This is a genomic window from Bacillus sp. FS02 (assembly GCF_024398395.1).
Classification (GTDB): Bacteria; Bacillota; Bacilli; order Bacillales; family Bacillaceae; genus Bacillus; species Bacillus altitudinis.
Genome location: NZ_CP074101.1, coordinates 2,085,672 through 2,109,396 on the forward strand (window position 1 = coordinate 2,085,672; position 23,725 = coordinate 2,109,396).

The 23,725-nt window shown below is 39.7% G+C and carries 24 protein-coding genes, 1 pseudogene and 1 riboswitch; of the genes and pseudogenes, 13 read left to right on the forward strand and 12 right to left on the reverse strand.

The genetic code is table 11. The features are described 5' to 3' along the window. Positions 1-25 precede the first annotated feature (25 nt). The 5 genes from KFQ09_RS10560 to KFQ09_RS10580 all read left to right on the forward strand — a co-directional run bounded on the left by KFQ09_RS10560 (position 26) and on the right by KFQ09_RS10580 (position 6,535). Complete coding sequence (locus KFQ09_RS10560) at positions 26-865, forward strand: methyl-accepting chemotaxis protein (protein WP_008345693.1); 840 nt, start codon at positions 26-28, stop codon at positions 863-865. 173 nt (positions 866-1,038) lie between these two features. After that, positions 1,039-1,854 (forward strand): YwqG family protein, encoded by an 816-nt coding sequence (locus tag KFQ09_RS10565; protein WP_008345690.1) that lies wholly within the window; start codon positions 1,039-1,041, stop codon positions 1,852-1,854. Positions 1,855-2,078: 224 nt separating this feature from the next. Continuing rightward, positions 2,079-2,912, forward strand: a complete 834-nt coding sequence (gene licT, locus KFQ09_RS10570) for a BglG family transcription antiterminator LicT (RefSeq protein WP_017358647.1) — start codon at positions 2,079-2,081, stop codon at positions 2,910-2,912. 325 nt (positions 2,913-3,237) lie between these two features. Continuing rightward, positions 3,238-5,145, forward strand: a complete 1,908-nt coding sequence (locus KFQ09_RS10575; protein WP_035389969.1) for a beta-glucoside-specific PTS transporter subunit IIABC — start codon at positions 3,238-3,240, stop codon at positions 5,143-5,145. Then, entirely contained in the window at positions 5,117-6,535 is a 1,419-nt protein-coding gene (locus KFQ09_RS10580) for an aryl-phospho-beta-d-glucosidase (protein WP_065461367.1), read from the forward strand. The genes KFQ09_RS10575 and KFQ09_RS10580 overlap by 29 nt, the downstream gene beginning before the upstream one ends. 209 nt (positions 6,536-6,744) lie before the next feature. Here KFQ09_RS10580 and KFQ09_RS10585 read toward each other — a convergent pair whose 3' ends face one another. The 4 genes from KFQ09_RS10585 to KFQ09_RS10595 all read right to left on the reverse strand — a co-directional run bounded on the left by KFQ09_RS10585 (position 6,745) and on the right by KFQ09_RS10595 (position 8,276). Beyond that, complete coding sequence (locus KFQ09_RS10585; RefSeq protein WP_025208230.1) at positions 6,745-6,999, reverse strand: hypothetical protein; 255 nt, start codon at positions 6,997-6,999, stop codon at positions 6,745-6,747. Between the two features lie 115 nt (positions 7,000-7,114). Further along, entirely contained in the window at positions 7,115-7,354 is a 240-nt protein-coding gene (locus KFQ09_RS19540) for an N-acetyltransferase (RefSeq protein ID WP_370648302.1), read from the reverse strand. Continuing rightward, complete coding sequence (locus tag KFQ09_RS10590) at positions 7,339-8,103, reverse strand: GNAT family N-acetyltransferase (protein ID WP_255835660.1); 765 nt, start codon at positions 8,101-8,103, stop codon at positions 7,339-7,341. The genes KFQ09_RS19540 and KFQ09_RS10590 overlap by 16 nt, the downstream gene beginning before the upstream one ends. Continuing rightward, positions 8,100-8,276, reverse strand: a complete 177-nt coding sequence (locus tag KFQ09_RS10595) for a PqqD family protein (RefSeq protein WP_017358652.1) — start codon at positions 8,274-8,276, stop codon at positions 8,100-8,102. Before KFQ09_RS10595 ends, KFQ09_RS10590 begins: the two co-directional genes overlap by 4 nt. A 684-nt stretch (positions 8,277-8,960) precedes the next feature. Here KFQ09_RS10595 and KFQ09_RS10600 point away from each other — a divergent pair. Further along, on the forward strand, positions 8,961-9,572 hold the full coding sequence (locus KFQ09_RS10600) for a JmjC domain-containing protein (RefSeq protein WP_234805330.1): 612 nt from the start codon (positions 8,961-8,963) through the stop codon (positions 9,570-9,572). Between the two features lie 151 nt (positions 9,573-9,723). Here the strand turns inward: KFQ09_RS10600 and KFQ09_RS10605 are convergent, their stop codons facing one another. From KFQ09_RS10605 to KFQ09_RS10625, 5 genes and pseudogenes are all read right to left on the reverse strand, one after another. Beyond that, positions 9,724-10,845 (reverse strand): 5-methyltetrahydropteroyltriglutamate--homocysteine S-methyltransferase, encoded by a 1,122-nt coding sequence (locus KFQ09_RS10605; RefSeq protein WP_025208229.1) that lies wholly within the window; start codon positions 10,843-10,845, stop codon positions 9,724-9,726. An 87-nt stretch (positions 10,846-10,932) separates the two neighbouring features. Further along, a riboswitch (SAM riboswitch) is annotated at positions 10,933-11,045 on the reverse strand. 81 nt (positions 11,046-11,126) lie between these two features. Further along, on the reverse strand, positions 11,127-12,446 hold the full coding sequence (locus KFQ09_RS10610) for a gluconate:H+ symporter (RefSeq protein WP_008345676.1): 1,320 nt from the start codon (positions 12,444-12,446) through the stop codon (positions 11,127-11,129). Positions 12,447-12,496: 50 nt separating this feature from the next. Then, positions 12,497-13,917: pseudogene (locus KFQ09_RS10615) on the reverse strand (four-carbon acid sugar kinase family protein). A gap of 6 nt (positions 13,918-13,923) precedes the next feature. Then, a complete protein-coding gene (gene garR / locus KFQ09_RS10620; RefSeq protein WP_255835661.1) occupies positions 13,924-14,817 on the reverse strand; it encodes a 2-hydroxy-3-oxopropionate reductase in 894 nt (297 codons plus the stop codon). 200 nt (positions 14,818-15,017) lie between these two features. Next, positions 15,018-15,875, reverse strand: a complete 858-nt coding sequence (locus KFQ09_RS10625; RefSeq protein ID WP_017368342.1) for a MurR/RpiR family transcriptional regulator — start codon at positions 15,873-15,875, stop codon at positions 15,018-15,020. Positions 15,876-16,036: 161 nt separating this feature from the next. Between KFQ09_RS10625 and KFQ09_RS10630 the strand changes: the two genes are divergently transcribed. Then, on the forward strand, positions 16,037-16,714 hold the full coding sequence (locus KFQ09_RS10630; RefSeq protein ID WP_008345668.1) for a DUF3298 and DUF4163 domain-containing protein: 678 nt from the start codon (positions 16,037-16,039) through the stop codon (positions 16,712-16,714). Between the two features lie 79 nt (positions 16,715-16,793). On the opposite strand, the gene KFQ09_RS10635 is transcribed toward KFQ09_RS10630, so the two are convergent. Together KFQ09_RS10635 and pepT are read right to left on the reverse strand one after the other, a co-directional pair. Beyond that, complete coding sequence (locus tag KFQ09_RS10635; RefSeq protein WP_008345664.1) at positions 16,794-16,973, reverse strand: hypothetical protein; 180 nt, start codon at positions 16,971-16,973, stop codon at positions 16,794-16,796. A 288-nt stretch (positions 16,974-17,261) separates the two neighbouring features. Next, positions 17,262-18,494 (reverse strand): peptidase T, encoded by a 1,233-nt coding sequence (pepT, locus tag KFQ09_RS10640; protein WP_008345662.1) that lies wholly within the window; start codon positions 18,492-18,494, stop codon positions 17,262-17,264. A 226-nt stretch (positions 18,495-18,720) separates the two neighbouring features. On the opposite strand from pepT, the gene KFQ09_RS10645 reads away from it, so the two are divergent. The 5 genes from KFQ09_RS10645 (at position 18,721) to KFQ09_RS10665 (ending at position 22,117) form a co-directional block, all read left to right on the forward strand. After that, complete coding sequence (locus KFQ09_RS10645; RefSeq protein ID WP_019743650.1) at positions 18,721-19,044, forward strand: WXG100 family type VII secretion target; 324 nt, start codon at positions 18,721-18,723, stop codon at positions 19,042-19,044. 4 nt (positions 19,045-19,048) lie between these two features. Continuing rightward, positions 19,049-20,245 (forward strand): DUF6861 domain-containing protein, encoded by a 1,197-nt coding sequence (locus tag KFQ09_RS10650; protein ID WP_255835662.1) that lies wholly within the window; start codon positions 19,049-19,051, stop codon positions 20,243-20,245. A 12-nt stretch (positions 20,246-20,257) separates the two neighbouring features. Then, entirely contained in the window at positions 20,258-21,016 is a 759-nt protein-coding gene (locus KFQ09_RS10655) for a hypothetical protein (protein WP_079919721.1), read from the forward strand. A 21-nt stretch (positions 21,017-21,037) separates the two neighbouring features. Beyond that, complete coding sequence (locus KFQ09_RS10660; protein WP_007497966.1) at positions 21,038-21,565, forward strand: YfjD family protein; 528 nt, start codon at positions 21,038-21,040, stop codon at positions 21,563-21,565. 96 nt (positions 21,566-21,661) lie between these two features. Further along, positions 21,662-22,117 carry a helix-turn-helix domain-containing protein gene (locus KFQ09_RS10665; RefSeq protein ID WP_007497964.1) on the forward strand — a complete coding sequence of 152 codons (456 nt, stop codon included), beginning with the start codon at positions 21,662-21,664 and terminating at the stop codon, positions 22,115-22,117. Positions 22,118-22,168: 51 nt separating this feature from the next. On the opposite strand, the gene KFQ09_RS10670 is transcribed toward KFQ09_RS10665, so the two are convergent. Next, positions 22,169-22,516, reverse strand: a complete 348-nt coding sequence (locus tag KFQ09_RS10670; protein WP_008345648.1) for a helix-turn-helix domain-containing protein — start codon at positions 22,514-22,516, stop codon at positions 22,169-22,171. A 206-nt stretch (positions 22,517-22,722) separates the two neighbouring features. Here KFQ09_RS10670 and KFQ09_RS10675 point away from each other — a divergent pair, with 206 nt between their 5' ends. Next, positions 22,723-23,712, forward strand: a complete 990-nt coding sequence (locus KFQ09_RS10675) for an asparaginase (protein ID WP_017358664.1) — start codon at positions 22,723-22,725, stop codon at positions 23,710-23,712. Positions 23,713-23,725: the final 13 nt, after the last annotated feature.

Consider the following 23,725-nt stretch of genomic DNA (forward strand, 5'->3'; position numbering starts at 1 on the left):
AAAAAGAGAGGATGAACGTGAGCGAATGTCACAGAGAATTGATAACATAATAGACGCTTTACCAATCGTTGGACTAGCTATGAGAGAGCAGCTAACCTTTTCTGTATTAGGGAAAGAGAAGGTTCTTTATTATCAGCAGCACGGGAACATTGACTTAGGGTTTAAAGCAGGCGACGTTGTAGCTCCCGGGTTCCAAAACTTTTCGATGTTGAAAAATGGGAGAGAGCCATCATTTATCCAGATTCCTAAAGAGGTGTACGGAATTCCTATGGACATCGTCGCCGTCCCGATTAAAGATGACAATGGTCAAGTAATCGCTGCCTTCTGTGTAGCATATGACCAAACGAATCAACAACGATTAGAACACATTATGACGGAAAGTAACGATGCTTCCGAAAAACTAGTCGCGATGGTACAGCAAGTGGCTGCACATTCAGAGGAACTACAAGCGACAAGTGAACAAATTCTACAAAATACAAAAACCACTGTCGAAAATTCCTCTAAAATCAACCAAGTGTCTAATCTCATCAAAGGTATCTCTGATCAAACGAACTTACTTGGACTCAATGCATCCATTGAGGCTGCAAGAGTCGGTGAAGCAGGTGCAGGCTTTGGGGTGGTTGCTACGGAAGTGAGAAAGCTGTCTACTCACGCGAAGCAAGCAACGACTGATATTGAAACAGCGCTAAAAGATGTGCAAGGCTCTATCAAAGGAATGGAAGAAGAAATAGCACAAATCGTGGCTTCATCTGAACATCAAGCAGAACTCGTTGGCACTTTCACAAAAATTATTGAGGGGTTGCACGAAACGAACGAAACGATGAAAACATTGGCAACAGACTTAGTGAATTATCAAGTGAAATAAATAAACGAATCACAAAACCTCCAGCCGTATCGGAGGTTTTTTAACGTGTTGAAGTGAGTTTTTTGTCATGATATTGACCGGTTTTTCACTGACAGGGAAGTTACACTTCTGTATGATAGAAAAAGAGAGACCTGTTTTGATCATTAGACCTATACATAAGGAGGAAGCCCATCTTGACACAATCAGCAAAGCTGCAAGAAGTACTTGCGCCTTACCGTCCATTGTTAGATCAAACTGAAAAACCACTGATTCAATTACAGATAAAACAAGGAAAAACAGGACCATATGACAGCAAAATATCAGGTGATCCTTATTTCCCAAAAAACGACGAATATCCCGTTGATGGAGAAGGCCATCCTATGAAGCTGCTGGCACAAATCAATTTCGGCCAGCTGCCAAAGCTGAAAGATTACCCAGAAACAGGACTTTTGCAAGTGTTTATTTCTGTACATGATGATCTTTATGGGATGAATATTGACCATAAAACAGAGCAAAAAGATTTTCGGATCAAATTTATTGAGGAACCTTTCTTAGCTGAAGAAGACTTATTGACTGATTTTTCATTCGTGAAAATTCCTGACGATTTTTATTTTCCAGTTACGAAGGAAGGCGCGATTACAGGTGAATTATCAAGCGAAACGATCAGTGTAGAAGATTTCCGCTTTGAAAAAGTCACAGGAAAGCGAAGCTGGGATCTATTCGAAGATGCTGTTGGTATTGATGGTGATGAAGCAGATCAATTGCTAGATGAATTTTATGAGACAGCAAGTGGTTTTGGCCATAAAGTTGGCGGATACCCAGGTTTTACACAAGAAGACCCGCGTACCTATGTAGACCAAGAACATAGTGTGCTATTATTGCAAATTGACTCAGATGATGAAGTGGACATGTTATGGGGAGATTGCGGCATTGCTAACTTTTTTATCAAACCAGAAGACCTCAAACGAAAACATTTCGAAAATGTCGTCTATAACTGGGATTGCTCCTAATTTTGTAAAAAACACTCTTTTTGAAGAGTGTTTTTTGTCTATTTTTAGCCTTTTTGCCCCTAAATCGTCATTTCTGAGAGGTAATATGTCATTCTTTCTAGTTGACCGTATCAAAAAAAAATGTAAAATCATCTTAAAGTCCTCTTTTTTGAAAATAATAATAAAATGACATATCAATCAACAATGAAATGCTCGAAAAAGCGGAATGTACTGGGGGGGATCAATTGATCATTTCGAAAGTAATCAACAATAATGTGGTCAGTGCGTATGATGACGAGCAGCATGAGCTGGTCATTATGGGTAGAGGGATTGCGTTTCAAAAGAAAAGCGGAGACCCGATTGACGAAGAACGTATTGAAAAAGTATTTTCCATTCAAAATAAAGATATATCAGAAAAATTCAAAACCCTGCTTTATGATATTCCGATCGAGTATATGCAAGTGTGTGAGGCAATTATCGATTACGCGAGAACGACCCTTAACAAAAATTTAAATGACAGCATCTATGTCACATTAACGGATCATATTACCTTTGCTATTGAACGTCATCAAAAAGGAATGGACATAAAAAATGCCTTGCTTTGGGAAATCAAACGGCTGTACAAAGAGGAATTCATGTGTGGTGTAGAAGCGATTCGGATCATACAGGACAAGCTCAACATCCATCTTCCCGAGGATGAAGCAGGCTTTATTGCGATGCATATTGTCAATGCAGAACTGAATGAGGAAATGCCGAATGTCATTCAAATTACAAAACTGATTCAAGATATTTTGAACATCGTAAAGTATCATTTCCAAATTGATTTGGACGAAGAATCATTAAATTATTTCCGTTTTGTCACGCATTTGAAGTTTTTTGGACAGCGTCTGTTTAACGAAACACAAATGGAAAATCAAAATGAGTTTCTGTATGAAGTGGTAAAGGAAAAAAATACAGCCGCTTTTCAATGTGCGGAGAAAATTAATGACTATGTTCAAAAAGAATACAACCGAAGTCTCATAGAAGATGAGATGTTATACTTAACTTTGCACATCGATCGAGTCATAAAAAGAAAATAAATCAAAAAGAAAGCGTTGACATATCAAAATTAACATGCTAATTTATAACTATAAACTCAATAACCCACAATCTTTTAGGATTGTTACTGGTCAAGCAGGCAAAACCTAAATCATTGTCCCTATCTTTGATAAGGCATGATTTAGGTTTTTTTGTATCTAAAGGCTTATAAAATTGAATAACGATCAATCGCTATGAAGGATTGTTACTGGTTAAGCAGGCAAAACCTAAATATCGATTAATGTCTGAATCGCTATTTTTCGGGCATTAATGGATGTTTAGGTTTTTTCTATATCAAGATGAAATCAACGATTGGAGGGTAACACAATGAACCACAAACAAACAGCAAAAGAAGTTCTAGAGCTTGTCGGCGGTGAAAAGAATGTTAAGCATGTCACGCACTGTATGACAAGGCTCCGCTTCAACTTATACGATGAAAGCAAAGCGGATAAAGAGAAGCTGCAATCAACAGACGGCGTCATGGGCGTGAATCAAAGCGGCGGTCAATACCATGTCATTATTGGCAACGACGTATCAAACGTCTATCAAGCAATGATTGCTGATTCTGGGTTATCAACAGATGTAAAGTCAGGCGATTCAGATGAATCATCAAAACAAAATGTGATTTCAAAACTTTTCGATTTTATCTCTGGTGTCTTCACACCGATTCTTCCAGCCATCGCTGGAGCTGGTATGATCAAAGGAATCTTGGCATTAATGCTGACGTTCCAATGGATCTCAGATAAAAGCAGCACATATGCGATTTTAACAGCTATCGGAGACGGAGCCTTTTACTTCTTACCGATTCTGCTCGCTGTAAGCGTAGCCAAAAAAATTGGCACAAATCAGTATATCGCTGCTGCCATTGCAGCAGCCGCACTGCACCCGCAGCTCACTGCTTTACTAGGTGCAGGAAATACAGAATTTCTAGGCTTGCCAGTGGTTGCCGTTGTGTACTCTTCATCGGTGATTCCAATTCTACTCACTATCTGGCTCGGCTCATATGTGGAAAGATTCGCAGAAAAATACAGTCCGAAATCACTAAAAATCATTCTTGTTCCAACAGTTACACTTCTTGTCGTGGTACCAGTTATGCTCATCGCGGTTGGACCGCTTGGTGGGATTATCGGAAATGGTCTTTCAGGTGGAATTGATTTATTGTTCAAACATGCAGGTATTTTGGCCGGACTCTTAATCGGTGGCTTTATGTCACCATTGATCATTACGGGCATGCACTATGCACTACTTCCAATCATGATCAACAACATTACATTAAACGGTTTTGACTTCATTCTTCCAATGATGTTTGTAGCGAATATGGCACAAGCAGGCGCAGCATTCGGTGTCTTCTTAAGATCAAAAAACAAAACATTCAAATCATTGGCGATGTCTACAAGTATCACTGCATTAATGGGTATTACTGAACCTGCTATGTATGGTGTGAACATGCGATTGAAAAAACCGTTCCTTGCAGCCCTCATTGGTGCAGCAGCAGGCGGCGTGTTCATGTCTATCTTCAAAGTAAAGTCATATGTGATATCAGGATCAGCAGGTCTCCCAGGTCTCCCAACGTTCATTGGACCGACATTTGTTTACTCCATCATTGGATTAGTGATCGGCTTTGTTGTAGCAACCATCATGACACTTGTTCTAGGATTCAAAGATGTACCAGTGAAAGATGATACAAAAGCAGACAAACCAGAAGAAAAGAAAGACACAGTAGCGCTTCAAAATGAAGTGGTACAAAGCCCGCTTGAAGGTCAACTAAAGCCGCTCAATCAAGTAAATGATGCAACATTCTCTAATGAAATCATGGGTAAAGGAACAGCCATTGTCCCAACAGTTGGACGTGTAGTAGCACCGTTCAACGGCAAAGTTGAAACCATTTTCCAAACAAAACATGCCATTGGTTTAAAGAGTGATCAAGGCACAGAACTTCTCATCCATGTGGGGATTGATACAGTAAAACTTGGCGGTAAACATTTCACAAGTCATGTGCAGTCAGGTGATCTCGTTCAAGCAGGAGATCTGCTAGTTGAATTTGATATCAAGGGCATTCAGCAAGATGGCTATGATGTAACAACGCCAATTATCGTCACCAACACAAATGATTTTGCACAAGTTGATGCGAAAACAGATGGGGCGATTACAGTAAAAGAGACATTGCTTACAGTCAGTGTAGAAGAAAATGAGGAGGGCATTCAACATGACGAATTTAGAAAAAACATTTCCTAAAGGTTTCTTATGGGGCGGCGCAGTAGCCGCCAACCAAATTGAAGGCGCTTATAACAAAGATGGAAAAGGCTTGTCGACAGCCGATATATCACCACACGGTATTATGCACCCATTTGACGAATCAATGAAAGACCTTAACTTATATCATGATGCGATCGACTTCTATCATCGCTATAAAGAAGATATTGCCCTGTTTGCAGAAATGGGATTCAAGTGCTTCAGACTATCCATTTCTTGGCCACGTATTTTCCCAAATGGCGACGATGCGGAACCGAATGAAGCGGGCCTCGCTTTCTATGAAAAAGTATTTGATGAACTGCATAAGCATGGAATTGAGCCAGTTGTCACGATCTCTCACTATGAAATGCCACTTGCACTTGTGAAAAACTATGGCGGATGGAGAAACCGTAAGCTTGTGGGTCTTTATGAAACATACGCTAAAACATTGTTCACTCGCTTTAAAGATAAAGTGAAATATTGGATGACTTTTAATGAAATCAACGTTGTGTTACATGCTCCTTTCACAGGGGGTGGCCTTGTATTTGAAGAAGGCGAAGACGAGAAGAGCATTCAATATCAAGCAGCGCATCATCAGTTTGTTGCAAGTGCTCTAGCTGTTAAAGCAGGACACGAAATCATTCCAGATGCGAAAATAGGCTGTATGATTGCAGCGATGACCACATATCCGTACAGCTCAAGACCTGAAGATATGTTTGCTGCGATTGATCAAGATCGTAAAACATTGTTCTTCTCAGATGTACAGTCAAGAGGCTATTACCCTGGATACATGAAACGTTATTTCCTGGAAAATAACATCAATATTGAATTCCAAGACGGTGACGAAGACATTCTAAGAAACCATACAGTCGACTATATTGGCTTCAGCTATTATATGAGTTTTGTTACAAGTACAGATCCAGAGGTTCTTGGACAAGTTACTGGTGGTAACCTATTTGAAGGCGTGAAAAACCCTTATCTAGAAGCAAGTGATTGGGGCTGGCAAATTGATCCAAAAGGACTTCGTACAACACTAAACCAACTATATGACCGCTACCAAAAACCATTGTTTATCGTAGAAAATGGATTGGGTGCTGTGGATCAAGTAGAAGAAGACGGCTCAATTCAAGACGATTACCGAATTGATTACCTAAGAAGTCATTTGCTTGAGGCAAGAGAAGCGATCGCAGACGGCGTTGATCTGATCGGCTATACAAGCTGGGGCCCAATTGATCTTGTCAGTGCATCAACAGCTGAAATGAAAAAACGCTACGGCTTCATTTATGTCGACCGTGACAATGAAGGCAACGGTACATTAGATAGAAAGAAAAAGAAAAGCTTTGATTGGTATAAACAAGTGATCGCGACAAATGGAAAGCATTTAGACGACTAAATAGAGAAAATATTTGGTTTCTTTGAGAACACACGGTGTCATAAAACGATGAAAACAATTTGAATCGAGGCATTATCATTCTTTAGGTGTCACTTTGGAATGATAATGCTTTTTGTTTTATGAAAAAGACAAAATTGCACAAAAAATAAACCACACTTTAAATTTTTGCGTGGTTCAAATAAATCATATGATCTTTCGAATATATTTATTTATGCTTTTGAAGAAGAGCTTTGATCTTCAAAAAGTGATTTTAATTCGATAATATCAAGTAATACTGATTCTTCAAGTCTTTCTTTTATATCTCTAAAATTTTGATTATTTTGAGATAAAATATCTTTTATGGATTTGATACCATTGATTTTACTTAAAAAAGTAAACCATTCATAATCATCGCGTGAATCAACAAGGTATTCAATGTTATTATTAATAGTGATATATAATAAGTTATCCTCTTGTAAAGGCATTAAAACATCTATGTTTTCTTTTAGTATTGGAATGTGTAATGTATTAATCGTGAGAGCTGCGTCTTGGTTTAAGTTAAAAGTGAAATCGCAATAACAATCAATCTGCTTTTTATAGTCATCGTATCAACCTTTTTTCAAATTCTAATTCATCTTTGACATTTATTCCGTAATTTCCTATAGAGGGAATTGTCGGCTTAAGCATTCTTGCTTTATCAATTGCACCGATATAGATGTTTTTGAAAGAATATCCCTTTCTTTGATAAAACCTAATGGCATTTAAGTTATCATTACTAGTGATTAAATTAATAGATTGTATATTTTGTGTTTTTAGATGTTGTTCTAACTCAAAAAGCAATTTACTGCCAACCCATGGTACTTTTCTAGAGCCTCTAAAGTCAGGATTTCCGCCTCTTCTTTGAATATTTTGTAAACTAATATTCCTACTATAGTATCTCCACGTTTAGCCAACATAATGTTTTCATTTAAAACATTATAAGTTGTCCCTTTAGACACCATAGTCGTTCCACCCCAATGTTCATTGAAAAAACATGTTAACCAAGAAAAGTCTTTTGAACTTGGCTGAGTTACTGTCAATTCTTCTGAAAGAGACCATTTTTTTGAAAGCTGGATATGAGCTATTTCGTTGTCATTCGCTTGATCCTTAGAAAAATTGATTGAGATACCTAGTTTTTCGGCGTTTATTTGAGCAAGTTTTTGTGCGTAGTTCGAAAAATCTTCAGGGTCAATAGCAAAATAAAAAAAACTTTCAGGTGGATTCTTTTTGTACCACAATTTGCTACTGATGACATATTCGTTTTGTTTTGTTTCAGTTATGTTGATATCATCATATAATAGTGCTCTTCCTTCAATAAACTCTACGACAAATTCATCTAATTTGTTTTGAGTAAATAAACGGTTTTTTTCTTGAAAATATCCTATTGCACTTAATTTACTGTGAATCCAATTAATTAAATCATCCTCGTTTAGTTCATGATCTCTTGCTAGTGCCATTAGCATTGCAATGTAATTAACGATTGTTTTGCTTCTCTTAGTTGAAATGTTTTTATAGATGTTTTCTAGAATATCATCATTCAGTTTATTCATTTTACATATACAACTTCCTTTTCAATTAATTGTTTACTCAATGCTTGGAGGTCTTTGATACAAGTTTGAACATCTGTATCATATTCTTCAGCAATTTCCGTTACTATTGAAATAAACTCTCTTTGTCCGTCAATTCGTTCATAAAAATCAGCTGCGACTTGATTTAGGGACATGCCCGGTTCGATAATGATACCTTTTAAGTACTTTCTTGTTCATTATCAGGATTTTTTACGAAAATTGTATTATTCTTCATTGTGATTCCCTTCATTCTTTTTTCTATAACAAGGTACCAAGATTGTAGCTTTGGCTCGTTTGTGTCAGGGTATGATTTAAGATTTTATTATCTTCAAAGGATATATGTATAGTTGATTTTCTTTGACAAAATCATTATATAAATAACATTCACCATGAGTCAGCAAAGATTGTACACTCCTTTCATAAAGTGTTAGGGTATGAAAAACTAGTTATTAATGTCCTCCAGCAACAACTACATTACGAATCTCAACAAGACATGGAGTTTTATAATTTTTTTGATGTAACATTCCTCTTATATATGTATTAAATTCCTATTTTATATCCTAACAAAAGAGATAATAGCATGTCATTTATATTTTTTTCAATATTTAAACAATGATTTTTTGACAAATTTTATGTTTATAAAGTAATAGTGATGAGTAGATTGATGTTGCAAATAGATTGATAGTTTGTAAAAAAGAAATTGGAGAAAATACAAAAGATGGCTAGAATCATCGGTTATTTTAATCTAGGAAGGCGTTTATGGTTTTAGAGAGCTGTATATCCACTAAATTGAATTCTAAATGGTATAGGATAATCTTTTAGGCTTGCCTGAGGGAACAATGGCAAAAGCAGTATTGTACGCTGTTAAAGAATCAGCTGGATTTTCAGCACATTTTGATGCGTATTGCAATTTCATTTTTCAACTTAAAGGGAAAAAGAAATGGAAGTTGGCTGAAAATTTTAATACAGTGAATCCACTTCAACATTATGAATTAATTGAGGCTCCTCATTTGCCAGATCCATTAAAGTCGTATTGGAATGGTGATTTTCCTGATGAAAATTTATCTAATGGAAGGGAATTGATTTTGGATACGGGATCATTTTTATTTCTTCCAAGAGGTTGTTGGCATTCAACTAGTTCTTCTGAAGAAACCATTGCATTAAACTTTACCTTCGGTCAGCCAGCTTGGCTAGATCTAATTTTAATAGAATTAAGGAATCGATTGATTCAAAAAGACGAATGGAGAGAACTTGTTAATATTGACCTTTTGGATGAAAATGAACGAAAAAAGGTAGAAGAAAAATTAAAATCAATGATAAATAATTTACCAAACGATTTCAAGGGAATTTCAGTAGGGGATATACTGGCAAGAAAGAAAGATGACTTAGATGTATATCAATCTACACAACTTGTTGTAAGACAACTTATGAGTATAAAAGATGGTTTTTAAGAAGATAACTTATATTCATTATCTTCTTAACTCTACTATAGAAGTATGACGATTAAACTTCATATAATGTTGATAGAGATGACAAAAAATAAAGAACCGCCAAAAAAGCGGTTCTTTATTATGACGGTAAGCTTTTTCTGCAGATTTCCGCCTATTTCCACACTTGATCCGCAATCTCAATCACATGACGCAGCTTTTCCCATTGTTGCTCTTCTGTTAACAAGTTGCCTTCCTCTGTTGAGGCGAATCCGCATTGTGGGCTCAAACAGATTTGGTTGATGTCCACATATTGAGCCGCTTCCTCGATTCGTCTTTTGATCTGATCGACGGGTTCAAGTTCTCCGTACTTTGAAGTGACAAGACCTAGTACGATTTGAAGGTTTGGATTTTTCACATAACGCAGGGGTTCAAATCCGCCAGAACGGTCATCGTCGAATTCTAAGAAGAGACCATCCAAATCGAGACCCGCAAAAATCGTTTCTGCCGCTGCCTCATAACCACCTTCGGCTGCCCAAGTTGATTTAAAGTTACCACGGCAAATGTGCATGGTGATCACTAAATCATCTGGTCGATCGGCAACCGCTTCATTGATTGTTTTCGCAAACGATTCACGCAGTTCATCTTCCTCGCGGCCAAAAGCTTTGATTTGTTCATGTCCTTTTTCAGAAAAGAACACAGCCCAAGCTGTATCATCTAGCTGTAAGTAACGGCAGCCTGCATCATAAAAAGCACGGATGGCTTTTTTATAAGCTTGTGCCACGTCATGGTGAAAATCATCTAAGCTGTCGTACACACCTTCTTCAAGCTTTCCACGGAAAAAGAGCATATTCGGACTTGGAATCGTCATTTTAGCCGTATGATCACCCGCGATGCTGTGAAGGAAGCGATAATCCTCTAGCATTGGATGATCAGTAAAATCAATCTTACCTGTTACTTTGATGCCTCTCGCTTTTGTCGTCGTATTGTGGAATTGAATGCCTTGGTCTGCTTCAAATCCTTCGACCCCATCAAGCCCTTCTAGAAAGTCAAAATGCCACCATGCACGTCTGAATTCTCCATCTGTGACAACCTCTAATCCAATTTCTTTTTGCTTCTCTACAATACGAGTGATTTCTTCGTTTTCAATTTGTCTGAGCTGTTCTGCTGTCAGTGTACCGTCTGCCTTTTGCTTACGTGCTTCTTTGATGCGTTCAGAACGAAGTAAACTCCCTACTTGATCTGCGCGAAATGGCGGCTTTGTTGTTTTCTTACCAATGGTTTGTACTTGTGTCATGCTGAATCCCTTCTTTCTTCAGGTTATAAATCAAATAAAAAAGCTCTTCCTTGGATAAGGAAGAGCATCATATACTGTGAGATCTCTGCCTTATCTTCAAACAAGCATCAGCTTGCTTAAGGAATTAGCACCATTCTGTTCCTAGGAACAGCGGTTGCCGGGTTTCACAGGGCCAGTCCCTCCACCACTCTTAATAAGGTTACCTTTGATTCAATTTTCTTAATAAACACAATTATTCAATCTTTTCGAGAAAAAGTCAATGGTTTTTCCTATTTATTTTCCTACATAAACAAATCAGCGACGAGAACACCGGCTAATCCAACAAGTGATAGAACAGTCACCATCAATGTCCAAGTTTTAAAAGTTTGAGCCATCGACAAATTAAAGTATTCTTTGTAAATCCAGAAACCTGCATCATTCACATGAGAGAATGTTATACTGCCGGCGCCTGTTGCAATCACCATTAGTTCGGGGCTAACTCCCGTCAAACCAATTAGCGGTGCAGAAATGCCAGCTGCTGTGAGACCCGCGACAGTTGCTGACCCTAAAGAGACACGAAGGACAGCTGCAATCAGCCAAGTGAGGAGCAGAGGAGACAGTGTGCTTCCTTGCATAATCCCTGCAATGTATTGATCAACACCGCTGTCAATGAGCACCTGTTTAAAGGCGCCGCCGCCTGCAATGATCAATAAAATCATCGCAATGGAGCCAATTGAATCTGTAATCGACTTCATGACGTCCTGCATGCTCTTTCCTCTGCCAAGACCAAATGTGTAGATGGCAAGCAGCACAGAGATTAATAGGGCAATCGCCGGCTCGCCTAAAAACTCAGCTGCCGGTAGCAGCGGGGAGGACGGGAAGAAAATTTCTAAACATGCTCTGAATGTCATGAGCAATACAGGTAAAATAGCGGTGAAAATACTAATGCCGAAGCTTGGCATTTCCTCTTCTGTAAATTCCTTTGGATTAAACAAGTCCTTTGGAATGTGTGCATGCAGTTGGTCTTTCTTAAATAGTTTCGTAAACAGAAGTCCGCCTACTAAAACAGCAGGAATGGCTAAAATAATTCCAACCAATAAGGTTTGTCCCATGTTGGCTTGAAATACATTGGCAATGGCTGTCGGCCCTGGGTGAGGAGGGAGGAAGCCATGTGTTGTAATGAGTGCAGCGACGAGCGGCATTCCCACATACAACACAGGGAGTCTTGCGGCTTGAGCAATGGTAAAGACTAATGGAATAAGAATAATGAATCCGGTTTCATAAAATAGAGCAATTCCGATAACAAATCCAGTCAGCATCGTTGCCCATTGAATTTTCCCGATACCAAAGCGGTCGATGAGTGTCATGGCAATACGCTGAGCACCGCCAGAATCAGCCATCAATTTACCAAGCATCGCTCCAAAGCCAAGAACCAACGCCAGATGGCCGAGTGTACTTCCAAGCCCTTTTTCGACTGAAGCAATCGCTTCAAGTGGTGACATGCCTTCTAAAACGGCAACGATTAAAGAGACAATAATCAACGAAATGAAAGCGTTTAACTTAAAGACAACCATGAGTAAAAGTAATAACAAAACGCCAAGTCCGATAAAAACTAACGACATGATCTTTCCTCCTTTGTGCTGCATAAGGGAGCGTGAACGCTCCCTCTGCTTTATCCTTCAAGTATGTCTACTGCTTCTTTTAACGTATCCTTTGAGCCAACATTTCCCGGGAAAATCACATAAGACATGAATGGGAATTTACTTTCTTCTCCTGTTTGCCAAACGGGAATACCTGGTCTGATTTGACCTGCGACAGTCGCACGTTTGACGCTGAGTCCTCTTGTTCCAATATCACTTGAGGTGATTCCACCTTTGGCAATAAGGTACTTAGGGCGAATGGAGAGTCGCTGAACAATGCTTGTCACAGCATCACTAATCTGAACAGACAGCTTCAATTCTTCCTCTTGACGATCGTCCCCAAGATCAAGCCGTTCTCTCCTTGTATAAACAGCAACCGATTGCCCGGTTGTTAAAAGCCTTTCAGTTTGTTGAATCACGCGGTCAATTTCCTCTTGAAATGCTTCAGGTTCTAACACGAGGTGTGTATCAAATTCAATAAATGCGATGTCTTCATTTTGATGCAGCGCTCGCAATTGTTCGGTTGTTTTTTTGACATGGGAACCGACCATGATGAGGCCACCGTGCGTGCTTTCTTCCTGTATTAAGTCTTGTCTAGTTAATAGTGCTTGATCCTCAACACCGCCAAGCACTTTTGTGAGAGCTGCCGCACTTCTAAATAGAAAGTGCTGACCTGCTTTGATAGCATCTATGAGGGCAACGACAAAGACTTTGACATCGTCATAGTCCACTGCATTTACAACTACTTTTTGAAAATCCTTCACGGTCATCAGCTGATCCTTGATTTGTTCAATACGTAAAGCCCGGATATCTTCTAAAGAAATATAAGTAGTGTTTTCCTTAGTGAACGATCCGTTTGATTTCTCTTCGATCCATTCTCCGAGGTGAGAAGATTGAAATCCGAATGTACGATCCAATGCAAATTCTGTGTCACCAGCAGGAATTAATTCGTGACCTTCCTGTACGTAGTGAATATTGCCAATCGTAAAGCGGCCGCCTTCTTTAAAAAAGGGAAGAAGAATTTCGCCGTCAAATTGGCGGGAGCTTTGCTGTTCAATGGTCGTTCTGAGAATTTCAGTCTCCAGTGGGAAATGTCCACGCAGGGTGGAATCCCCCGGCTGACAATGATGAAATCTTGATCAAGCTGTTCAGCCGTTTTCACAATCGTTGATGCGATCATTTCATGAAGAACCGCCGTTTCTTTCTCTGTCATACTGCGAGAGTTGGTTAAGATAAAGAACATACGGCTGTCTTCAAGAAAACCAGCTTCAATGCTTTTCTCTGACCAATCGGTGAAAACAGAGACGCCGTGTACCGTTTGAATGCCTGTTGGGTCATCGTCTAATACAATCACTTTATGGTGAAAATGGTTTAGTGCTTGTTCGTATGCTGATTGAATGCGATCTGAATCCGCTTTCGGAATGGCATTTAGTAACTCAATGCTTTGTTTCATAGAACCTCATCCTTTCTTCACTTCAACATGAGCCATTTTTTCGTAATATTGAACGATTCCGCCGTGATCAAGTCCAGACTTTCCATCCGCTTTGAGGGCGTGGAAGATTTCTAGCAGCTGACTAGAAAGCGGGAGAGGAACGCCGATATCGTGGGCAGTTTCCATGACATTGGTTAAATCCTTTAAGTTGATGTCAATACGTCCGCCAGGCTCAAAGTTTCGTTCTAAAATGAGAGGAACCTTCGCATCGAGTACAGCACTTCCTGCCAGTCCACCTCGGATGGCTTCATACATTTTATCAATCGCAATGCCAGACTTAGCGGCAAGAACGAGTGCCTCGGACATGGCAGCGATATTTAAGTTGACGATGATTTGATTCGCAAGCTTAGCGGTTGTCCCGCTTCCATTTGATCCAACTAATACGACATCTGTGCCCATGGCATAGAGGACATCCTTTACTTGTTCAAATATCTCTTCTTCTCCGCCCGCCATAATCGCAAGTGTCCCGTCTATCGCCTTTGGCTCTCCGCCACTGACAGGAGCATCGATAAATTCGACCTGATGCTGTTTTGCCAGTGCCGCTAATGCTCTAGAAGTAACAGGTGAAATAGAGCTCATATCTATAATGATCGTGCCAGGTTTTGCTGCAGCCAATATGCCTTGTTCACCTGCTACGACTGCTTCTACATGCTCACCTTTTGGAAGCATCGTGATGATGATATCGCTTTCATATGCTGCCTCAGCAGCTGATGCAGCGGCATTTGCGCCCACTTCTTTTAATGCTAGAACAGCTTCTGTATGAATATCGAAAACAGTCACAGTATGACCGGCTTTTAATAGATTGAGTGCCATAGGTTTCCCCATAATGCCTAATCCAATGAATCCAATTTGCTTTGCCATTTTGTCCGCCTCCTATTTAGAAACCCCTTACAAAAAGCGCTTTCTTTTCTTTTTGTTAGTATATATACTATCTTTTTAATTTAATAGTAGGAAATAAACTATTGTTCATTTAATGTACATGACGAAATAGGAATGTGTCAACGGAAAATATGAGAAAAGTCACAAAAAAAAGACCGGAAACAGCTCCGGTCTATTGTCGATTATGTTTTATTTTTAGCTACAGCTAATCGAGAACGTTTGACGTTGTCGATCGCATTTGATCCTAATTCTAAAACAGCTGCGACATACAAAACATCAATAATCACAAGCTGATTAATACGAGAAATCATTGAGTCAGAACGATAGGTTGTTTCTCTCGATGAACTGAGCAGATGAAAGTCAGATTTCTTGGCGAGCTCTGATTTCGGATAGCTCGTAATCGAGGCGACCGTTGCACCTTTTTCCTTTGCAAATTGTACGGCATCAAGGATTTCTCTACTTTCCCCTGAATGTGAGATCGCGACGATAAAATCATGTTCTGTTGCATGTGTTGCAATCATATTCATCATATGAGGATCGCTGCATAGACTCACTTCAAAGCCAAGCTGGAGAAACTTATGATAGGCATCTCCGGCAATAAAACTGGAGGCACCTGCTCCAAAGAAGACGGTTTTATGAGCCTGTTTCATTTGCTCAATAAATTGTGTCACAGCTTGGTCTTCTAAAATATGTTTCATATCCTGAATAGAGTTGGTTGTTAACTCTATGACCTTATGTTTAATATCTGCGACACTATCAGATGCTTCGATCTCACCGTATATGGATTGAGGCGTATTGGTCGCAATATCCTGCGCGACATGGACACGAAACACTTGATAGGACTCATAGCCAATTTTTCGCAGAAAACGAAAGATCGTCGTTTCACTTGTGTTGCATTCAGCAGCGAGTGCACTAATCGAATGAAGCACAACTTTCTGAGGGTTTTGTAAAATGTAATTGGCAATCTTTTTCTGGGTAGGGGACAAACTATGAAATGTTGTCCGGATATGACTAAAAATATTCTCTTCTATGATAAACACCACACTTCATCTAACATTCTATCTTAAGCATACAGGAACTTATGAAAACGGTAAACAAACCTCACATGAAAAATAAAGAATAATATGGAAGAAAACACTTCTTTTGGTTCTTTTGTCATGGTATACTCAATTGGTAATAGACAAAAATGGGGGTTTTTACTATGACAATGAAAAAAGGCCTAACGATCAGCCTGCTCATTTTTTCGCTGATTGTTTCGTTGTTTGCGCCAGTTGGATCTGCGGATGCCAAACAAGTGAAAAAAGCAAAAGTAAGTACACACTATTATAAAAAGAAAAAAACGTTTAAATATGCACAGGTGAAAAACCTTAGTAAAGCGCATATGAAAACCATCAATCGTGATTTAAAAGAAGATATTGCATTCTCTTATTCTACGTACTTGTTCTTAAAGGACGAAGCGAAAAAGGAAGGCTACGGGAAGGTCACGTATGAGAGAACGTATGAAACGAAATTTAACAATGGTAAGAAACTGAGTATCTTAAACTATGATTACATGTATAACGGTGGAGCGCATGGGGATACGATGGTTACGAGCATGAACTATGTGTTAACAAAGAAAAAAACAAAGCAACTGTACTTTACAGATGTGGTGAAAACAAAGAAAAAGCGTACAAAAGTAAGAGATTATATCTATAACTACACAAAGAAGCATAAAAGTAAATTCTATGCGAATCTGAAAAAAAGCGATATTCAAATCGGCTACGACACGCAGTACTACTTCACGAAAAAGGGAATCGCTGTTGTCTTCCAGCCATATGAAATTTCACCGTACTATGTAGGAATTCCTATGATTCAAGTACCTGCGAAGGTGTATAAATAAACAAGAGAAACGGCCATGAATTTGGTCGTTTTTTTATACATAAAAAGAGCCCCTAGTGATGAGGCTCTTCTTTTTACATTTATACTTGTTTGGGTGCATCGTTTAGTGGGTGACGGCGTTTGCCGTTGTAGTGGCGGCGCATACGAAAGATTTCAAACTCCGAAAGCTCTGCGCTTTTTCGTTTTTGGGTGCGGTTATCTTTTTTGAAAGAGAATAGTAAGTAGCAGCAAAGTGAAGCGATAATCAATAAAATCATCATATGACATTCCTCCAATTCATCCTATTCTTTAAGTGTAGACAGGGTGAGTGATGTTTATAACTGAAAATAGTTAGCAAATAGCGTTTAGTTCTAAAGGTTTATTCTGGCTGCTTTTTTAGGTCTAAAATACTGGTTGTTTTTAACTATTATATTTCCAGTTATTTCACTCGTCAAGAAGAATTTTTCTGGGGTTGTCTCTATTAGTACGATTAAGTGTCATAAAAGTTTCAGAAAATTGTAAACTTTTATTAAAAAACCGTTCCCGAACAGGAACGGTTGTAAACATGTTTATGCTTTTTCTTCAAATAAACGTGCAATTTCCACGATCACTTCTGACGCTTTCAGCATGTTCTCTACAGAGATGAATTCATATTTACCATGGAAGTTTTCCCCGCCAGTAAAGATGTTTGGCGTTGGAAGTCCTTTATATGAAAGCTGTGAGCCATCTGTACCGCCGCGGATTGGTTCAATGACAGGTGTCACTGAGCGGTTTTCCATGGCTTCATGAGCGATGTCTACGATATGTTTAACTGGCTCAATTTTTTCTCTCATATTGTAATATTGATCCTGAATGCTAAGGGTGATGCTGTTTTCGCCGTAGACTGCTTTTAAGTCGTTTGCGATTTTTTCAAATAGTGCTTTGCGCTTGTTGAATTTCTCTTTATCAAAATCACGAATAATATATTGCAACTCTGCTTCTTCTACTTCTCCTACAAATCTTGTGAGGTGGAAAAAGCCTTCGTATCCTTCTGTGTATTCTGGAGATTCATCTGAAGGAAGTTTGTTGTGAAAGAGCATGCCGATCTTTGCAGCACTGACCATTTTGTCTTTTGCTGTCCCTGGATGGACGTTGTTTCCTTTAATTGATACTTTTGCACCTGCGGCGTTGAAGCTTTCATATTGAAGCTCTCCTAGCGGGCCACCGTCAATCGTATAAGCATAGGAAGCGCCAAAGGCATCAACATCGAATTTGTGAGGTCCTCTGCCGATCTCTTCATCTGGTGTGAAGGCGACACGAATTTTTCCATGCTTGATTTCTGGATGCTCAATCAGGTAATGCATGGCGGTCATAATTTCTGCGATACCAGCTTTGTTATCTGCACCGAGCAGGGTCGTGCCATCAGTCGTGATGAGCGTATGTCCTTGGTATTTTTGTAAATTTGGAAACTGTGCTGGAGATAATACGATATGTAGATCTTCGTTTAACGTGATGTCCCCGCCTTGATAGTTCTCGTGAATCTGCGGTTTCACGTTCTTGCCAGTGAAGTCAGTGGCTGTGTCGATATGAGCCAGGAAGCCAATGGTTGGCACTTCTTTGTCTGTGTTAGATGGGATCGTGCCCATGACATAACCGTTTTCATCCATTGTCACTTCTTGAATGCCGATGGATTTCATCTCTTCAACTAGCTGCCTTGCTAGGTTTAGCTGTCCTTCAGTGGATGGGCAGCTCTCTATGTCTGCATCAGACTGTGTATCCACTTTTACATAACTTGTGAATCGCTGGATCATTTCCTCTTTCATCAATACGTCACTCCTTTTGTAGAATATGTTCATTTTATCATGTCTTGAATGCGCTTCATAACAAGAAAGGCTTTCTCTGACAATTAGAGAGGAAAAAGACCTACTTTTATTTTGTGATGTGCTGAATGGTTCTTTAGGGTGATTTTTTTGGGTGTCTTTTTATTTATAATGAGGACATATAAAATCATCCATTTGTACGTTAATTTGGGAGAAAGGGGTGCGAAAGTTGGATTCTAGTCAAACACTTGCACTCGCTCAAAAGTTCCAGGAAGCCGCTGATGGCATTCGGCAGTCGAAGCAGCTGCTTGAGAATCGGCTGAAGGCAGTTGGATCAGGCTGGCAAGGGGAAGCAAGAGATAAATTTGATCAAAGCTTTGAGGAAACAGCGGTACGCTATGATCAATTTGAAAAGGACTTGCTTGAAACAAGTCAGGAACTGCGGGATGCTGCTGTCAAAATCGAGGAACGTAAAGCTGAAATCGCCAGAATGGAAGAGCTTGAGCGAAAAAGGCGAGAAGAACGGAGAGAAAGAAACCGAGAAGGGAGATGATGTGATGGCGCGTGACATTGTAGTAGATCCAGATCAGCTGACAGGGCTGGCGAATGATTTTGTAGGAGAGCTTTCGGCCATCGAAACAAAGCACCACGATTTACATAGTGAACTGGATGGCCTCATCCTAGGCTGTGATCCCCGTTATCGAAGCTGTTTTTCTGGTGTAGGAGATGCATGGGGTTCTGGACAAGCCTTAATGAGCAAATTGAGCAGTGACGACCTTGCCATTCGTCATGCAACGGATAAAATGGTCGAAGCTGATGATATTTTAAGGAAAATGTACAGTCTGTATGATCAATATGGTACACTCACGAGCCTAGCTGGTATTGTGATGATGCAGGCAAAATACTATGGGCTTGGAATGACGACTTTTATTAAAGAAAATGGCCGATATGCTGCGCAGCATTCAAAGCTCCTTCTTGATGTGACCGGACGGGTAGAAGGTACGAGATTTGACCGGTTGGCAAGGATTTGGCTGAGCAAAAAAGAATTATTAAAACGATCGAATTGGTCGATGGCTGACCTGGTCCATAAGAAATTTACGAAATTTTATCCTAGTGATACAGTTGCGTTCACGAACAGTGTACGTGATTTCACAAAAGGGAGTATCAATTGGAAGGACACAGCTGGCATCAAGTCTGTTCTGAAAAATGGTGCAAGGTTTGCGAAAGGAAATGCCATCATTGCAACGGTCGTCACGGGTGCAACAGAAACGGTAGGCTGCGGTCTGAAAATTGCGGAGAACTATGCGGAATTTGGGGATCAGCCTGAAGTTCTCAAGCGTGAAAATGCAAAGGCTGTTGGAAATGCAGTGAATAATACGGTCTTTATTGCAGGCGGATCTGTTGCAGGTGCCGTTGTGGGTGGCGCTCTTGGAAGCTTTGCAGGACCGATTGGAACAGTCGTTGGCGGTGCGATAGGATCAGCAGTAGGTGGCTTTATTGGTGAAAAAGTCGCCAAGCTTACTTCTGGTTTTGCAGAACAGGTCGCAGTGAAATTAAAAGACCCAATTCATGCGGTTGTCGATAAAGGAAAAAAAGCATTTGAACTGGCAGGTCAAGGTGTTAAAGCAGTCAATGACACCATTGATCAAGCAAATCAGGTGATACATAAAGGAATAGAAAAAACAAAAGAAACCGCAGATTCGCTGTTGAAAGGTGCAGGTGATTTCTTGAAGGGCGCATTTTCTTTTGGATAAGGAGAGATCAAGTTGGATCAGCTAAGTCTAAGTATCGAGGAACTCATCTTTAGTTTTTACAGTGAAGGCTATTTTGAGCAAGGGATGTCTTTAAAGGAAGCCTATTATCCAGATGTAGAGGATGAACGTCTTGGATTTTTATTTGAAATTGCATGCCGCTCTTTGCTGGCAAAAGACGTGCTGGAATTTCGAAATAGACAATACCGTTATAAAGAAGAATACCGGCATTTCATTCAAGCCATGAATGATGCATCACATACCGTGAAAGCTTCAAGGTTTGGTGCATTAGATGAAGAGGTCAGTACGTCCTTTCATACGACTCAGGCAGGTGTGTATTCACACCATACGCTTTATGATCAACAAGTGCATCAGATTCACAAACTAAAAGACGATCAGCAGACTGTGGAGCAAGTGACAACCTTTTTGAACATACACATGAGTGAACACCTCACACCAGTCATCAATTTGCAGGCGGAAGAATTTGAACTGCTGTTAGAACAAGCCAGTCAAGGGAATGAGGATTGCCCTTCTTTTCTAAATAAAGCAGAGAACCAAGAGCTTGTGCGGGCATTTGCTTCTGATGTAAGGGTTAGAAAAGGAAAAATGGATTCTTTGATGAAGGTCACTTATGATAAAAATAATACGCCGGATGTAGAGTCTATGATATTTGTTATTCCGGGGCAGAAGCATTCTTGGCTAGTGTCGGGCATGAAGGAAAATGAATTTCGGATAGAGACGGCTCATATGGACGGTTTACGTTCTATATTCTAATGGAGAAAAGGAGAATGGCGCTTGAATCCAAGTGAAGTAATAGAAGTGAGGAGCAGACCCTTTCTAAGAGTATGGGCATTCTTAGCAACGGGCGGGTTTGGCATCATCGGTATTTGGTTATTTTCAGAAGCTCTTACATTTGAATCGAATTATACGTTGTTTTTATTTTTAGGTGGATTATTAGGCATTGTCTATGGGTGGATCTCTTTTTTGATGATTCTTCCGGCTTTTACGAAGAGGGGAAATGTGATTTTTCGCATTCAGCGAGGAGAGAATGGCGCTGTTTTATACCGGCAACAAACAATCCCTTTTCAAGACATTCAATCTATTGATATGCGCAGGCATCGTTACAGTATCAGGGGATTTCTGTTCATGGATGTGCTCATTCGGAAAATGGATGGGAAATTGATCAAGATTCCGGCGTACAGTATTTTAGATGAAGAAGTATTTGAGCAAACGGTGAAACAAAACATTTATCCATATTTACATGAGACTGCCCAAGAAAATTGGAAACAGCAGCATGGTCATGGTGAAAAGCAGAATCAATAGATGTTTTAGCCATCATTCCATGAGGTGAGACGCCACTTTTTTTAAGAAATCGTGTATGATGTCAGTAAAGACTGAACAATCAAGAGGTGATGAGAGATGGACAAAGAAATGGTAATCGACCTCGTCACAGAACAAATGGCACGAATTCGAAAAGAAAAAAACTATACACAGGACCGCATGGCTGAGGTGCTTGGGCTATCCAAACGGCATTTGCAGCAGGTAGAAAAGAATCGTCTTCGCCTCAACTGGACGCAATCTGCGGCCGTATGTGCATTATTCAGGGATAGTGACATTTTAAAAGGGACACTTGGGGATGATCCGCTTGAGATTTTGGAAGTCGTCGCCCACGATGAATTGCATTTATCTGTTGAACGTACGATTGGCGGAAAGGTTTGGTGGCGGACGTCTGTGAAAAAAGGTACGTTTCGTCTCCAGCAAAATGTACTAAGCCAGCATTACCGCATCTTAGATGATGAGAATTATCGCTATTATAGTTCCTTTAATAAAGAAGAAGCGAAGCGGCGGTTAGAGGAATTAAGTGAGCTGTCGTAAGCAGAAAAAGAGAGGTCCCTCTATGACAGGGACCTCTCTTTTTTGTGTTGTTTATACTTTCAGAGTGTTTTTCGCCCGAATAAAGGCAACAAGCTGTTTAATTTCTTCATCTGTTAGTGGAACGCCGTCTACATGGATGGTTCCTTCTTTTGCTTCCGTCAGTTCAACTTTGATATCAGAGATTTTGCGTTGTATCTCTGGCTCGTCCGTTCTACCAAGTAAAAAATCAATGGACGTATCATACAAATCAGCCAGCAGTTTCACTGCTTCAAGCGAAGGTCGTCGGTACCCAGATTCGTAACCGGCATAGGTGCTTTTGGCGATACCTAGGCGATCTGCCGTATGCTGGAGAGACCATTTTTTCTTTTTTCTAAGGGTGGTTAAACGATCGAGTATCATACATGAACGCTCCTTTATATACAACAACAGTATATCATATTTTGACAAAGAGTGTACGCGTTATGCGTAATAATTTCTTGATTAATTCGCGTTATGTGACTATAATGGCAATGAAGGTACGCGTAAAGCGTATATTATAGAATAGCACAAGCTGGCTTATAATATGTGTGACAAACGAAGTAATTTTACTGAAAGAGGTGGACCTGTTGAAGAAATTATTGCTTTTAACCACTGGTGGGACGATTGCATCTGTAGAGAGTGAAAATGGTTTAGCTCCAGGTGTTAAAGCTGAGGACCTTTTAAGCTATTTAAACGAAATTAATGCAGACTACACAATGGACACAAAGTCCCTAATGAGTATAGATAGTACCAATATGCAGCCTGAATACTGGGTTGATATCGCAACAGCCATTTATGAAAATTATGACCAATATGACGGATTTGTCGTCACGCATGGAACAGACACAATGGCCTATACATCAGCAGCACTATCGTATATGCTGCAAAATCCTGATAAGCCAATTGTCATTACAGGGTCACAAATTCCGATTACGTTTAAGAAAACAGATGCGAAGAAAAACATTACAGATGCGATTCGTTTTGCATGTGACGGTGTTGGCGGCGTATACGTCGTATTTGATGGCAGAGTCATTCAAGGAACTCGCGCAATCAAACTAAGAACGAAAAGCTACGATGCATTTGAAAGTATTAACTACCCATATATTGCATCGATTGAAAATCATCAAATTGAATACAATAGCAAAGTAAAAAGATCATCAATGAAACCGCTTAAATTAGATGCATCCTTGAACACAGACGTTTGTTTATTAAAACTGCATCCAGGACTGAAGCCTGAGTTTTTAGATTCAATCAAAGGTTTGTACAAAGGGGTCGTCATTGAAAGCTACGGCAGCGGCGGAATTCCTTTCGAAGGAAGAAACCTTTTAGAAAAAATCAACGAATTGCTGGAAGAAGGCATTTCTGTTGTGATCACCACTCAGTGTCTCGAAGAAGGAGAAGACATGAGTGTGTATGAAGTAGGACGTAAAATCAATCAAGAACTGGTTGCTCGTTCAAGAAACATGAACACAGAAGCCATCGTGCCAAAGCTCATGTGGGCATTAGGTAAAACAACAGATCCACGAGAAGTGAAAAAGATTATGGAAACGCCAATCGCAGAAGATTTAGTGATTTAACTATTCTATAGAA

Excerpts from the sequence above, each read along its gene's own strand:
- KFQ09_RS10560 (WP_008345693.1), top strand. The coding sequence starts at position 26 with ATGTCACAGAGAATTGATAACATAATAGACGCTTTACCAATCGTTGGA.
- KFQ09_RS10575 (WP_035389969.1), top strand. The coding sequence starts at position 3,238 with ATGAACCACAAACAAACAGCAAAAGAAGTTCTAGAGCTTGTCGGCGGT.
- KFQ09_RS10580 (WP_065461367.1), top strand. The coding sequence starts at position 5,117 with ATGACGAATTTAGAAAAAACATTTCCTAAAGGTTTCTTATGGGGCGGC.
- KFQ09_RS10585 (WP_025208230.1), bottom strand. The coding sequence starts at position 6,999 with ATGCCTTTACAAGAGGATAACTTATTATATATCACTATTAATAATAAC.
- KFQ09_RS10590 (WP_255835660.1), bottom strand. The coding sequence starts at position 8,103 with ATGAATAAACTGAATGATGATATTCTAGAAAACATCTATAAAAACATT.
- KFQ09_RS10595 (WP_017358652.1), bottom strand. The coding sequence starts at position 8,276 with ATGTCCCTAAATCAAGTCGCAGCTGATTTTTATGAACGAATTGACGGA.
- KFQ09_RS10600 (WP_234805330.1), top strand. The coding sequence starts at position 8,961 with ATGGCAAAAGCAGTATTGTACGCTGTTAAAGAATCAGCTGGATTTTCA.
- KFQ09_RS10605 (WP_025208229.1), bottom strand. The coding sequence starts at position 10,845 with ATGACACAAGTACAAACCATTGGTAAGAAAACAACAAAGCCGCCATTT.
- KFQ09_RS10610 (WP_008345676.1), bottom strand. The coding sequence starts at position 12,446 with ATGTCGTTAGTTTTTATCGGACTTGGCGTTTTGTTATTACTTTTACTC.
- garR (WP_255835661.1), bottom strand. The coding sequence starts at position 14,817 with ATGGCAAAGCAAATTGGATTCATTGGATTAGGCATTATGGGGAAACCT.
- KFQ09_RS10630 (WP_008345668.1), top strand. The coding sequence starts at position 16,037 with ATGACAATGAAAAAAGGCCTAACGATCAGCCTGCTCATTTTTTCGCTG.
- KFQ09_RS10635 (WP_008345664.1), bottom strand. The coding sequence starts at position 16,973 with ATGATGATTTTATTGATTATCGCTTCACTTTGCTGCTACTTACTATTC.
- pepT (WP_008345662.1), bottom strand. The coding sequence starts at position 18,494 with ATGAAAGAGGAAATGATCCAGCGATTCACAAGTTATGTAAAAGTGGAT.
- KFQ09_RS10650 (WP_255835662.1), top strand. The coding sequence starts at position 19,049 with ATGGCGCGTGACATTGTAGTAGATCCAGATCAGCTGACAGGGCTGGCG.
- KFQ09_RS10665 (WP_007497964.1), top strand. The coding sequence starts at position 21,662 with ATGGACAAAGAAATGGTAATCGACCTCGTCACAGAACAAATGGCACGA.
- KFQ09_RS10670 (WP_008345648.1), bottom strand. The coding sequence starts at position 22,516 with ATGATACTCGATCGTTTAACCACCCTTAGAAAAAAGAAAAAATGGTCT.